General features: G+C 59.8%; 12 protein-coding genes. 7 read left to right on the top strand and 5 right to left on the bottom strand.

Translation table 11 applies throughout. From position 1 onward, the window contains the following. Positions 1 to 66: 66 nt before the first annotated feature. The 4 genes from pgsA to AC07V9_RS16370 form a co-directional block, all read right to left on the bottom strand. The gene (pgsA, locus tag AC07V9_RS16385) at positions 67 to 642 is read right to left on the bottom strand and encodes a CDP-diacylglycerol--glycerol-3-phosphate 3-phosphatidyltransferase (RefSeq protein WP_495016717.1); all 576 of its coding nucleotides are present in this window, start codon (positions 640 to 642) and stop codon (positions 67 to 69) included. A gap of 32 nt (positions 643 to 674) precedes the next feature. Then, the gene (gene uvrC / locus AC07V9_RS16380; protein ID WP_495016775.1) at positions 675 to 2,498 is read right to left on the bottom strand and encodes an excinuclease ABC subunit UvrC; all 1,824 of its coding nucleotides are present in this window, start codon (positions 2,496 to 2,498) and stop codon (positions 675 to 677) included. A gap of 1 nt (position 2,499) precedes the next feature. Next, entirely contained in the window at positions 2,500 to 3,144 is a 645-nt protein-coding gene (gacA, locus tag AC07V9_RS16375; RefSeq protein ID WP_341958204.1) for a response regulator transcription factor GacA, read from the bottom strand. 187 nt (positions 3,145 to 3,331) lie between these two features. Then, positions 3,332 to 3,697, bottom strand: coding sequence for a helix-turn-helix domain-containing protein (locus AC07V9_RS16370; RefSeq protein WP_495016716.1), 366 nt, complete (start codon positions 3,695 to 3,697; stop codon positions 3,332 to 3,334). 82 nt (positions 3,698 to 3,779) lie between these two features. Between AC07V9_RS16370 and AC07V9_RS16365 the strand changes: the two genes are divergently transcribed. Next, positions 3,780 to 4,007 carry a DNA-binding protein gene (locus AC07V9_RS16365; protein WP_495016715.1) on the top strand — a complete coding sequence of 76 codons (228 nt, stop codon included), beginning with the start codon at positions 3,780 to 3,782 and terminating at the stop codon, positions 4,005 to 4,007. 111 nt (positions 4,008 to 4,118) lie between these two features. On the opposite strand, the gene AC07V9_RS16360 is transcribed toward AC07V9_RS16365, so the two are convergent. Continuing rightward, a complete protein-coding gene (locus tag AC07V9_RS16360; protein ID WP_495016714.1) occupies positions 4,119 to 4,565 on the bottom strand; it encodes a GNAT family N-acetyltransferase in 447 nt (148 codons plus the stop codon). Positions 4,566 to 5,172: 607 nt separating this feature from the next. Between AC07V9_RS16360 and AC07V9_RS16355 the strand changes: the two genes are divergently transcribed. From AC07V9_RS16355 to AC07V9_RS16330, 6 genes are all read left to right on the top strand, one after another. Beyond that, entirely contained in the window at positions 5,173 to 6,258 is a 1,086-nt protein-coding gene (locus tag AC07V9_RS16355) for a 3-deoxy-7-phosphoheptulonate synthase (protein WP_495016713.1), read from the top strand. A 289-nt stretch (positions 6,259 to 6,547) separates the two neighbouring features. Continuing rightward, a complete protein-coding gene (locus AC07V9_RS16350) occupies positions 6,548 to 7,432 on the top strand; it encodes an esterase/lipase family protein (RefSeq protein ID WP_495016712.1) in 885 nt (294 codons plus the stop codon). Between the two features lie 109 nt (positions 7,433 to 7,541). After that, positions 7,542 to 7,823, top strand: a complete 282-nt coding sequence (locus tag AC07V9_RS16345) for a peptidylprolyl isomerase (protein WP_495016711.1) — start codon at positions 7,542 to 7,544, stop codon at positions 7,821 to 7,823. A gap of 339 nt (positions 7,824 to 8,162) precedes the next feature. Next, positions 8,163 to 10,031: an extracellular solute-binding protein gene (locus AC07V9_RS16340; RefSeq protein WP_495016710.1), complete on the top strand. Its 1,869-nt coding sequence runs from the start codon at positions 8,163 to 8,165 to the stop codon at positions 10,029 to 10,031. After that, entirely contained in the window at positions 10,031 to 11,095 is a 1,065-nt protein-coding gene (locus AC07V9_RS16335; protein ID WP_495016709.1) for a microcin C ABC transporter permease YejB, read from the top strand. Before AC07V9_RS16340 ends, AC07V9_RS16335 begins: the two co-directional genes overlap by 1 nt. Continuing rightward, positions 11,095 to 12,117, top strand: a complete 1,023-nt coding sequence (locus AC07V9_RS16330; RefSeq protein ID WP_495016708.1) for an ABC transporter permease — start codon at positions 11,095 to 11,097, stop codon at positions 12,115 to 12,117. The genes AC07V9_RS16335 and AC07V9_RS16330 overlap by 1 nt, the downstream gene beginning before the upstream one ends. Position 12,118: the final 1 nt, after the last annotated feature.

Raw genomic sequence — 12,118 nt, 5'->3', positions numbered from 1 at the left:
TTGCGCGGGGCCACGTGAGCTTTTCGCCGATAGCGCTTTGGGGTCACTCAACAATCCCGCATATTCCTACGCAGATGGCTTCTGCTTCTCATCAGTGGTCGTGCGCAAATGCGGCCATGCTGCCCTGAGGTATTGCAGCATCGACCACAGGGTCAGGCCCGCCGCGATCATCAGCAACACGTAGCCCAACACAACCCAGAAGGTGAACGCGGGTGGATTGGCCAGCAGGATCACCAGCGCGAGCATCTGCGCTGCGGTCTTCCATTTGCCCAGATTGGACACCGCCACTTGAGCGCGAGCGCCCAGTTCGGCCATCCATTCGCGCAAGGCGGAAATCACGATTTCGCGACCGATGATCACCGCCGCCGGCAGCGTCAGCCAGAAATTGGCGTGGACCTGCACCAGCAATACCAGTGCCACAGCCACCATCAGTTTGTCCGCGACCGGGTCGAGAAACGCGCCAAAGGGCGTGCTCTGCTCCAGGCGGCGAGCCAGATAGCCGTCCAGCCAGTCGGTGGCGGCTGCGATGGCGAATACCGAACTGGCCGCCATGTAGCTCCAGTAATACGGCAAATAGAACAACAGAATGAAGATCGGAATCAGCAGGACACGTAATACGGTGATCAGATTAGGGATATTCATCGGCACAACTGGCTACGAGGTGAGCGGGCATTCTACTCGCTGTGCAGGCTCGCATAAATCGACTCTGCGAGCTTTTTGCTGATTCCGGGTGCCTTGGCGATTTCCTCGATGCTGGCGCGGGACAATTCTTGCAGCCCACCGAAGTGTTTCAACAGGTCACGGCGCCGTGTCGGCCCCACGCCGGCAACGCCCTCAAGGGTCGAGGTGCGGCGGGTTTTGCCGCGCCGAGCTCGGTGTCCGGTAATTGCAAAACGGTGGGCTTCGTCGCGAATTTGCTGAATCAAATGCAGTGCGGGGGAATCTCCCTTGAGCGTGAATTCGTGGGCGACATCATTCAGGTACAGGGTTTCAAAACCGGCCTTGCGGGTCGTGCCCTTGGCGACGCCCAACAGGATCAGGTCCGGCACAGCGAGTTCGTTGAGTACATCGCGAGCCATGTTCAACTGGCCTTTGCCGCCGTCCACCAGCAGGATGTCCGGGAGCTTGCCGGCGCCGTCGTTGATCTTGCCGAAACGTCGGGTCAGCGCCTGGTGCATGGCTGCGTAGTCGTCACCGGCGGTCACACCTTCGATGTTGTAGCGACGGTAATCGGACTTGATCGGCCCTTCCGGTCCGAACACCACACAAGACGCTACGGTCGCTTCGCCGCTGGAGTGGCTGATGTCGTAGCATTCAAGACGCTGCGGCGGCTCATCGAGCTTGAGCACTTCGGCCAGCGCTTCGAAGCGGGCGGCGACGTGTTGACGATTCGCCAATCGCGCCGACAGTGCCTGCTCGGCGTTGGTGACGGCCAGTTGTTGCCAGCGCGCGCGAGTGCCACGTACCCGATGGCTGATCGTGATTTCCCGCCCACGAGAGGCGTCGATGGCCTCGATCAATGCCGGGAAATCCTCGTTGACCACATTGACGATCACCTCGCCGGGCAATTCGCGCTCGCCGCCGCCCAGAAAGTATTGAGCGAGGAAGGCCGACATCACTTCGCCGACCTCCTCTTCAATCCCGACCTGCGGGAAGAAATTCTTGCTGCCCAGCACTCGCCCGCCGCGCACGCTGATCAAATGCACGCACGCACCGCCCGGGTTGACGAACGCCGCAACCACATCGACATCGCCCGTACCACCCTCCATGCTCTGCTGATCCTGCACACGCCGCAGCAGCGCGATCTGGTCACGTAACTCGGCGGCATGTTCGAAGTCCAGCGCCATCGCGGCCTTTTCCATCAGCGCATTCAACTCGTCGCTGAGGGCGTTGCTACGCCCTTCAAGGAACATCACCGAGTGACGCACGTCTTCGGCGTAGACCTCAGGCTCGACCAGGTTGACGCAGGGTGCCTTGCAACGCTTGATTTGATATTGCAGGCACGGCCGCGTGCGGTTCTTGTAGAAGCTGTCCTCGCACTGACGCACGTGAAAGGCCTTCTGCAGGATGCTCAGGCTCTCGCGAATCGCCCCGGCGCTTGGGTAGGGCCCGAAGTACCGCCCCTTGGCCTTTTTCGCGCCGCGATGAATGCTCAGGCGCGGAAACTCGCCGTCGGACAAATGCACGTAGGGGTAGGATTTGTCGTCACGCAGGAGAATGTTGTAGGGCGGGCGCGACTCCTTGATCAGGGTCTGCTCCAGCAACAACGCCTCGGTTTCGTTGGCGGTGATGGTGGTTTCGACCTGGGAGATACGCGCCACCAGCGCGCCGGTCTTGGGCGCGTGACCGGTTTTTCGGAAATAGCTGGCGAGGCGCTTCTTCAGGTTCTTGGCTTTACCCACATAAAGAAGCCGCCCCTCGGTATCGAACATGCGATACACACCGGGACGGCCACTGCAGGTGGCAAGAAAGGCGCTGGGATCAAACGGCTGGGTCATTTCAGGCGCTGGCATCGACCATGCCGTGACGCACAGCCAGCAAGGCCAGCTCGACGTCACTGCCGATCGACAGTTTCTCGAAGATACGGTAGCGGTAAGTGTTCACGGTCTTGGGTGACAGACAAAGCTTGTCGGAAATGGTCTGCACCTTCTGGCAACCGACAATCATCAGGGCAATCTGGATTTCCCGCTCGGACAAGAGATCGAACGGCGAATTGCTGGTTTGCGGCTGGAACGATTTGAGCGCCAGTTGCTGGGCAATTTGCGGGCTGATGTAACGCTGGCCGGCAAACACCAGGCGAATGGCCTGAACCATTTCCGTCAACCCTGCGCCCTTGGTCATGTAGCCCGCCGCACCGGCTTGCAGCAGGCGGGTGGGAAACGGGTCTTCTTCACACACCGTGACGGCGACGACCTTGATATCAGGATGACTGCGCAGCATTTTGCGCGTGGCTTCGAGACCGCCGATGCCTGGCATTTTAACGTCCATCAGGACCACGTCAGGCTTGAGCTCGCGGGCTTTCTTCAACGACTCCTCGCCGGAATCAGCCTGCCCTACCACCTGCAGACCGTCGATGTCAGCGAGCATGCGCGTGATACCTGTCCGAACCAGATCATGGTCATCGACAACCAGCACCCTAATCAAGCAGACACCCCACAAAAACGATTTATGACGATTGCTCGTCACCTTAGCAAAAAAGAAAGTGCAGGACCTAGCGCGAAACACTGCCTCGGCGGGCCATACCAGAGAATCCGTAAAGATGATGACAAGCTATCATTACTGACGAGGAAACTTGCAAAAAATCTTCCAACGCACGCTTGCCTAAAAGAACTCAATCTTCGTCCGTAGGATATTTCTTGTCCGCTGCGTAGGTCGCCTTGTACTCGGCGAGCGTGGTGGTCAAGCGCAGAATGGCGTCCTGATCCTCTTTAACCAGCGTGCGGTAGCTGCCCAGCACCCACTCCTCGACTTCGCTGAGGTTTTCGATCGGTGCGGGCGTGTGAGAACCGGTCAGTACGTACAGCACATCCACGCCCCTGCCCGCGACGGCGGCCAGGTAGTCCGCTTTAGGCGTGCGGTCTCCATTTTCGTATTTGCCCTGTGCGTTGGGCTCGACGCCACCGATTTCTCCAAACGCTCGTTGCGACAAACCCAAGCGCTCGCGTTCTTCCCTAAGCCGGGCTCCAATTCCACTCATTTGAATGCATAACCTTGTTGACCCCATCCTTACGAATGGTAGAATCCAGATAAATTTAAACAGACTTGAACGGTTTTGAACTATGCCCGGAATACGCACCGCAGCACAAGCCAAGGCCTGGCTGGAACAACAGGGTAAATCTGTTCAAGAGTTTGCTCGGGAAAACAGCGTCGACCCGGCCACGACTTATCAGATTCTGTCCGGTCGAAAAAAGGGCCGTCGCGGGGAGTCCCACAAGGTCGCCGTGCTGTTGGGAATGAAAATAGGCGTGATACCGCCGCAGTCGCCGAGTGATCACGACACAGAATGACTGAGTTCGGCGCAGTGCCGCACAGGATATTTCGCGAAGTTACTTACTTACACTGGCAGATCCGACCGCAGTGGCGTTAAGCGCACCATCAAATATTACGAGAACCGTCAATCAGCGCTTATCTACCGCACGTTCCATCCAGAACAATGCAGCCTCTTCCCCCACTTGGGTGTAACCGAGCCTGAGATACAACCCGACTGCCGGGTTGCTCTTGAATACCTTGAGCCTTGAGCTCGCGCATTGCCGGTCCCAGGCCATTTGCGCGACGCATGCCATGACCCAAGCACCGACACCCTCGCCCCGATACGCCTCGATCAACTGAACATCGCGAACATACAGGTAGCCCGTTTCGATGGTCAGCCCGAGAAAACCGATCACCTGCCCGCCCTTTTCAATCAGATAACTCTCCCGAGTCGGCCATTCGGCATCGAAGGCTTCGGGTTGCCACACCAGGCCGTAGCGCACGTAATAGTCGCGCATGTTGACCCGCGTCAGCTCGCGGGCGAAGTGCAGATGCTCATCCGCCGCAGGCACCAGACGCAGGGCGCGACTTCCCATGATTGATCCTCCTGATCCCTTCTCACGACACTTTATAGACACAGCCCGTTGCGGCTCAATCAAGCTGATGGAATTTTCCAATTGAATCATTGCCCACGCCTGAAGTAAGCTCGCCTTCATTCTTTGGAGACACACCATGTTGCATTCTTCCCACTCACAGCTTCAGCACCCTGCCGACGCAACGCGTCAGGTGGCGGATCTGGCTGCGTGGGAAGCAACCGCCGCAGGCTCTGTCGCTTCTTATTTTTATGGGTATTGGTTTAGCCGCTGGCGCGCCTGATACCCAAACGGCGCCCACGAATAACGGGACGCCAACCAGAGATAACTCTACCCCCGGTCGGCCTCCCGACCGGGGGTTTCGTTTTTTTGGCCTTTGTAAAACTGACTAACGCTTCGAATCGAGGACACCGCACATGAACTACAGCACCTATTACCGCAACGACATCGACTTCGCCTGGCGATTTAGCAACCTCCGTTCGGGACAGCCAGCCGCCTCCGATCGGTCACTGACAGGTGGCGAATCAACACAGCCGGCTCATACAGCCAATTGTCGAACACCCCAGTAGGTCCGCGCGGGACAACGCCCGCCGACCAGGAAGCCTTAACCATGAATTCGTCCGTCGCTGCTCAAAACCTGTCTGACCTGCCGTCCAGCCCTGTGACCTTGATCGACAGCCGCCCTGCCCCACAACGTCTGCCCAGCACGTTGGCGCTGAAAAACCAGCTGCCGCTCAATGCTGCACTGACCGCCCAGATCGCCGTCCACCGCCAGTCGGTCCGGGCCATTCTCAACGGTGAAGACTCGCGTCTGCTGGTGATCGTCGGTCCCTGCTCAATCCACGACCCCAAGTCTGCTCTCGAATACGCCGAACGCCTGGCCAGCCTGGCCACCGAGGTCAGCGATCAGATGCTGCTGGTGATGCGCGCCTACGTCGAAAAACCCCGCACCACCGTGGGCTGGAAAGGCCTCGCTTACGATCCTCACCTGGACGGCACGGACGACATGGCCGCAGGTCTGACGCTGTCCCGTCATTTGATGCGCGAGATGATCAGCCTCGGTTTACCGATCGCCACCGAGCTGCTGCAGCCCATGGCCGCGGGCTACTTCGACGACCTGCTGAGCTGGGTTGCCATCGGTGCGCGCACCACCGAATCGCAGATCCACCGAGAGATGGCCAGCGGCCTGCAAATGCCAGTGGGTTTCAAGAACGGCACCGACGGCGGGGTGTCCGTCGCCTGCGATGCGATTCGCTCGGCCGCCCATGCCCATCGCCACTTTGGCATCGATCGTCAAGGTCACCCCGCGATTATCGAAACCCAAGGCAACCCGGACACCCACATCGTGCTGCGCGGCGGTCACAGCGGGCCGAACTACGATGCGCAGAGCGTCGGCAAGGTCAACGCCAGTCTGGACAAAAACCGCATTGCCGCACGCATTATGGTCGACTGCAGCCACGCCAACAGTGGCAAGGATCCGCTGCGTCAGCCGCAGGTGTTCAACGATGTGTTGCAGCAGCGCCTGGCCGGTGATCGCACCCTGATTGGCATGATGCTGGAAAGCCACTTGTTCGAAGGCTGCCAGCCCCTGAGCGAGTCCCTGCGCTACGGGGTTTCGGTGACCGACGGCTGCCTGGGCTGGGACGGCACCGAGCGCTTGCTGCGCGAGGCGGTGGATAAACTCCGCTACCGGTAACGTCTGGACACAGGAAGCGGGCTCAGCCCATGACGCCCGCTTCCTGGACGCCTGTCACCGCAAGCAGCAGGCAGGCTTCACATTCTGGATTGAAGCTGTAGGACGCGCTGTCAGCTACCATCGGACGCATCAAATTCTCCAGACGGACCAAGGCTCAACCCCTTCTAAAACAAGCCTCATACCTCGCTCCTTCCTTTTATAACGTTCTGCTGAAAGCCCCTCCCCACCGGCAACCACGCCTGCTCGATGTGGTTAATCTCGCTCGCCTCAGTCACGGGAGAGCACCACCATGGATGACCCTCGCATCACCACCAAATACCCGATTCTGCTGGTTCATGGCCTGTTCGGGTTCGATCGCATCGCCACCTTTCCGATGTTTTACGGCATCAGCGAAGCGCTGGAGAAAGCGGGATGTCGTGTACACATCCCCACCCTGTCGGGCATCCACGACAACGAGACGCGCGGCGAGCAGTTGCTTGAGCAGATCGAACGTTTTCTCAAGCGCACGGGTTACCTAAAGGTCAATCTCATCGGCCATAGCCAGGGTGCTTTGACCTGTCGGTATGCTGCCGCCGTTCGGCCGGAGTGCGTCGCATCCGTGACGTCCGTCAGCGGCCCGAATCACGGCTCGGAAGTCGCAGACAAGGTGCGGCGCGCGTTCACGCCCGGCCAGGTGCCTGAACGCCAGGCAGCACGAATCGTGGCCGGCTTCGGCTATTTTCTGTCCCTGCTGAGTGGACATCCGGGGTTACCTCAGGATCCGCTTCGTGCGCTTGATGCCTTAACCATCGAAGGCGTTGCGCAATTCAACCGCGCCTACCCCCAAGGCCTGCCACGGGAAAGCGGTGGCGAAGGCGATGAGCGCGTCGACGGTGTGCACTACTACTCATGGAGTGGCTGCATCAAGGACTCTCTGACGAGCGAAGGGCGCAACGCCCTGGACCCGCTGCACCTGGCCTTGCGCAGCTACGCGTTGCTGTTCGAACACGAAACGGCTGAAAACGACGGCCTTGTCGGGCGTAACAGCTCGCACCTGGGCAGGGTCATCCGCTCCGACTACCCAATGGATCACGCCGACACGATCAATCAGACAGCAGGACTGGTGCGCGACGGCATAGACCCGGTCCAGCTGTACGTGGATCACGCCGCCTTGCTCGTAAGCAAGGGTCTATAGCCGATGCCACAGCAATCGCACCGCTGAGGGGGTGAACTGGAACTTTCTCGGGAAAACCCTCCCTTAATCCGGTAGGCTCTTTCCTTTTTTTTCACAGGAGTACCTTCCCATGGCTAAAGCCACTGCCCGTCACATCCTTGTTTCCAGCGAAGAAAAGTGCAACGAACTCAAAGCCCAGATCGAAGGCGGTGCTGATTTCGGCGAAATCGCCAAAGCCAACTCCAGCTGCCCGTCGAGCCGTCAGGGCGGCGACCTGGGTTCCTTTGGCCCAGGCCAGATGGTCAAGGAATTCGACACCGTAGTGTTCAGCGCGCCGATCAACGTGGTGCAAGGCCCGGTGAAAACCCAGTTCGGTTATCACCTGCTGGAAGTGACCAGCCGCCAGGACTGATCCTGCGTAGCGATGTCAGCAACGGCCCGCCCTGAAAAGCGGGCCGTTTCTGTTTAGTGCGCAGGAAACCGGTGCTGTATCGATTCCGGCAGAGAAATTGCTTCGTTTTGGCGCGCCACCCAAATCTGCCGTGGGCAGTGCCCTACAGACCTTGCCGACAACGGCGGCAAGTTAACGACCACAGACATTGTGCGGTTACAAAGATCCCGGTAATCCGGTACCTTGCCACCGGAGGTAACGAACAAGAACAACCGGATAAATCCACAGGGCGGGCGGCAATCGTCGGCTCATGACCTTCAACCCTGATGTTGCGCATCAACGTCAGTCAGGATTCGTGTAATGCGTTTTGTTTTTTCATCGTTGATGGCTGCAACACTCATCCTGGTTACGGGTTTTCAATCCCTGTCCGCTGCTCCGCAACATGCACTGACCGTCTACGGCGAAGCACCGCGCTACCCGGCGGACTTCAAGCATTTCGACTATGTCAATCCGCATGCCCCAAAAGGCGGCAGCATGCGCCGCTCGGCGCAGGAAATCGGTCAGTTCGACCACATCATGCCGTACATCGATAAAGGCACTGGCGTGTCCCAAGTCAACGGCCTGCTCTACTCGCCGCTGGCGTTCAAGTCCCTGGACGAGCCGTACACGGTGTACGGCCTGATCGCCGAGAAAATGGAGCGCGCCCCTGACGGCATGTCGCTGCGGTTCTATCTCAACCCCAAGGCGAAATTTTCCGACGGCACTCCCATCACCGCTGATGACGTGCGCTTCACCTATAACCTGCTGATGACCCAGGGCAGCCTGTCGTATCGCACCGAATTCGGCGACGTTCAGGGCGTTGAAGTCGAATCGCCCACCACCGTGCGCTTTGACTTCAAGAGCAATGAGAGCCGCACCCTGCCGCTGGATCTGGCCTCCTTGCCGGTTTTCCCCGAGCACTACTGGAAAGACAAGGACTTCGCCAACGGCGGCGGTTTCGACGTTCCGCCCGGTAGCGGGCCGTACCGTATCGGCAAGGTCGACCCCGGTCGCAGCATTACCTTCGAACGCGACCCGAACTGGTGGGCCAGAGATCTGCCGGTCAATCGCGGCCTGTACAACTTCGATCATTTCAGCGTCGAGTACTTCGGTGATACCGACGTGGCCCGCCAGGTGCTGCTCGGCGGCGGTTACGACTACAACCGCGAATACTCAGCCACCGGCTACGCCGTTCGCTATGACAGCCCGGCCCTGAGCGAAGGCCGGCTGCAACGGGCCCACCTGGCGCCGGGGGCCGTGCAAAGCTCTCAGGGCTTCGTGTTCAACCTCGACCGGCCGAAATTCCAGGACCGCCGCGTACGCCAGGCGCTGGCCATGCTCTGGGACTTCGAATGGACCAACAAGCAGATGATGCGCAATGTGTATGTGCGTCAGAACAGCTATTTCTCCAACAGTGACTTGGCAGCAACCCAGCTGCCGACTGAGTCAGAGCTGAAGATTCTCGACCCGCTGCGCGGCCAGATCCCGCCTGAAGTCTTCACTACGGTGTTCCAGACGCCCAAGACCGACGGCACCGGCTTCATCCGCGACAAGCAGCTGCAAGCCCTGGCTCTGCTTGAAGAAGCCGGCTGGATGCCCAAGGGTGACAAGCTGGTCAATGCCGCAGGCGAGGCCTTGAGCTTTACCTTCCTCAACGGCCAGAGTGGCTTCGAGAAGATTCTGTTGCCGTACAAACGCAACCTTGCGCAGATTGGCATCGACTTCGAAATCCGCCGGATCGACTCGGCGCAGTACCTGAACCGGGTCATGGCGCGGGATTACGACATGATCGTGACCGGCTACGGCGTGTCGACCTCGCCCGGCATGGAGCTGTACAACAACTTCGGCTCCAAGGTCGCCAAGGACTCCGGATCCAGCAACTACATGGTGTTGCGCGATCCGGCCGTTGATACGCTGATCAACGGGCTGGCCAAGGCCGACAGCAAACCGGCCATGATCGACTACGCCCACGCCTTGGACCGCGTGCTGCAGTGGGGCTTCTACTGGATACCCAACTACTACCCACCAGGCTCCTCCACGGTGTGGTGGAACCGTTTCGGCATTCCCAAGGTGCAGGCCAGCAACAGCGAAGCCATCGATACCTGGTGGGAGTTGAGCCCGCAAGCGTTGACCACCGATCAGTTCGCCCAACAACGGGGCAGCTCCGCCCTTCCCTGGGAGGTCAAGTAATGTTCGGCTATCTGATGCGGCGCCTGCTGCTGATCATCCCGACGTTGTTCGCCATTCTGCTGGTGAACTTCTTCATCGTGCAGGCAGCCCCCGGCGGCCCGGTCGAGCAGGCCATCGCCAAGCTGCAGGGCGTGGCCGGCGGCGCCATCGGCGCTGGCCATACCGAGACCATGAATGCCGGCCAGTCCCGCGCCAGTCGCGGCCTGGACCCCAAGCTGATCAAGGAAATCGAACATCAGTACGGCTTCGACAAGCCGCTGCATGAACGGCTGTGGCTGATGCTGAAAAACTACGCCCGGCTGGACTTCGGCAACAGTTTCTTCCGCGGCGCCAAGGTCACCGACCTGATCCTGCAGAAGATGCCGGTGTCGATCTCATTGGGCCTCTGGGCCACGCTGATTACCTACCTGGTGTCCATCCCGCTGGGTATCCGCAAGGCGGTCAAGCACGGCAGCCATTTCGACATCTGGAGCAGCACCGCGATCATCATCGGCTACGCGATGCCGGCCTTCCTGTTTGCCATGCTGCTGGTGGTGCTGTTTGCCGGTGGCACCTCGCTGAGCTGGTTCCCGGTGCGCGGGCTGGTTTCGGAAAACTTCGATCAGATGACCACCCTGGGCAAGATTGCCGACTATTTCTGGCACCTTGTGCTGCCTGTCGCATCGCTGGTGATTGGCGGTTTTGCGACGCTGACCATTCTCACCAAGAACTCCTTTCTCAACGAAGTGACCCGCCAATACGTGGTGACCGCCAGGGCAAAGGGCCTGAGTGAACGGCGTGTGCTCTACGGGCATGTGTTTCGCAACGCCATGCTGCTGGTGGTTGCCGGGATCCCGCAGGCGTTTATCAGCGTGTTCTTCGCAGGTTCGTTGCTGATCGAGGTGATTTTCTCCCTCGACGGCCTGGGCCGCATGAGTTACGAGGCCGCCGTGTCGCGGGATTACCCGGTGGTGTTCGGCTCGCTGTTCATCTTCACCCTCTTCGGGCTCTTGATAAAACTGGTCGGGGATATCTGCTACACCCTGGTCGACCCGCGAATCGACTTCAGCGCGAGGAATGCCTGATGCGCAGACTTTCTCCCGTGGCGCGCCGTCGCTTCGAACGCTTTCGTAACAACCGCCGGGGCTGGTGGTCGCTGTGGCTGTTCTGCGGCCTGTTCGTCATCAGCCTGTGCGGCGAGCTGATTGCCAACGACAAGCCCTTGGTGCTCAGTTATCAACATGAGTTGTACTTTCCTGCGTTCAAACGCCACACCGAGCAGGAGTTTGGCGGGCAACTGCCCTTCCAGCCGGACTACCGCAGCGACTACGTGCGTCAGCTGATCAGCAAGGGCGACGGCTGGATGCTGTTCCCGCCGATTCCCTTCAGCGACGACACCCCCAACTACGACCTGAACAAACCCGCCCCAAGCCCGCCTTCGACCATCAACTGGCTGGGCACCGACGATCAGGCCCGCGACGTGTTGGCGCGGGTGATTTTCGGTTCGCGCGTGTCGATCCTGTTCGCCCTGGCGCTGACCGTGATCAGTGCGCTGATCGGCATTGCCGCCGGCGCCCTGCAAGGCTACTACGGGGGTTGGGTGGACCTGATCGGCCAGCGCTTGCTGGAGGTCTGGTCGGGGCTGCCGGTGCTTTATCTGCTGATCATTCTGTCGGGCTTCGTCGAGCCGAACTTTTGGTGGCTGTTGGGCATCATGGCGCTGTTCTCCTGGCTGGCGCTGGTGGACGTGGTGCGCGCCGAGTTCCTGCGCGGGCGGAACCTGGAATACGTCAAAGCCGCTCGCGCCCTGGGCCTGGATGACCGCAAGGTGATCATGCGGCACATTCTGCCCAACGCCATGAACGCGACCCTGAGCTACCTGCCGTTCATTCTCACCGGGGCGATTTCGACCCTGACGGCCTTGGATTTCCTCGGCTTCGGCATGCCCGCAGGCAGCGCTTCACTGGGCGAGTTGATCGGTCAGGGCAAGCAAAACCTGCAAGCCCCGTGGCTGGGCTTCACGGCGTTCTTCACACTTGCGCTGATCTTGTCGTTGCTGGTGTTCATTGGCGAGGCGCTGCGTGACGCCTTCGACCCGAGGTCCTGAC

Source organism: Pseudomonas sp. GW821-FHT02A11, assembly GCF_059421985.1.
Note: the sequence above shows the minus strand (reverse complement) of the source record. Positions and strands in the feature narration are given on the sequence as shown.

Bases quoted from the DNA above. Each gene is read 5' to 3' on its own strand.
- AC07V9_RS16345 (WP_495016711.1), top strand. From the start codon at position 7,542: ATGGCTAAAGCCACTGCCCGTCACATCCTTGTTTCCAGCGAAGAAAAG.
- AC07V9_RS16335 (WP_495016709.1), top strand. From the start codon at position 10,031: ATGTTCGGCTATCTGATGCGGCGCCTGCTGCTGATCATCCCGACGTTG.
- pgsA (WP_495016717.1), bottom strand. From the start codon at position 642: ATGAATATCCCTAATCTGATCACCGTATTACGTGTCCTGCTGATTCCG.
- AC07V9_RS16355 (WP_495016713.1), top strand. From the start codon at position 5,173: ATGAATTCGTCCGTCGCTGCTCAAAACCTGTCTGACCTGCCGTCCAGC.
- AC07V9_RS16365 (WP_495016715.1), top strand. From the start codon at position 3,780: ATGCCCGGAATACGCACCGCAGCACAAGCCAAGGCCTGGCTGGAACAA.
- AC07V9_RS16370 (WP_495016716.1), bottom strand. From the start codon at position 3,697: ATGAGTGGAATTGGAGCCCGGCTTAGGGAAGAACGCGAGCGCTTGGGT.
- AC07V9_RS16360 (WP_495016714.1), bottom strand. From the start codon at position 4,565: ATGGGAAGTCGCGCCCTGCGTCTGGTGCCTGCGGCGGATGAGCATCTG.
- AC07V9_RS16350 (WP_495016712.1), top strand. From the start codon at position 6,548: ATGGATGACCCTCGCATCACCACCAAATACCCGATTCTGCTGGTTCAT.
- uvrC (WP_495016775.1), bottom strand. From the start codon at position 2,498: ATGACCCAGCCGTTTGATCCCAGCGCCTTTCTTGCCACCTGCAGTGGC.
- AC07V9_RS16330 (WP_495016708.1), top strand. From the start codon at position 11,095: ATGCGCAGACTTTCTCCCGTGGCGCGCCGTCGCTTCGAACGCTTTCGT.
- AC07V9_RS16340 (WP_495016710.1), top strand. From the start codon at position 8,163: ATGCGTTTTGTTTTTTCATCGTTGATGGCTGCAACACTCATCCTGGTT.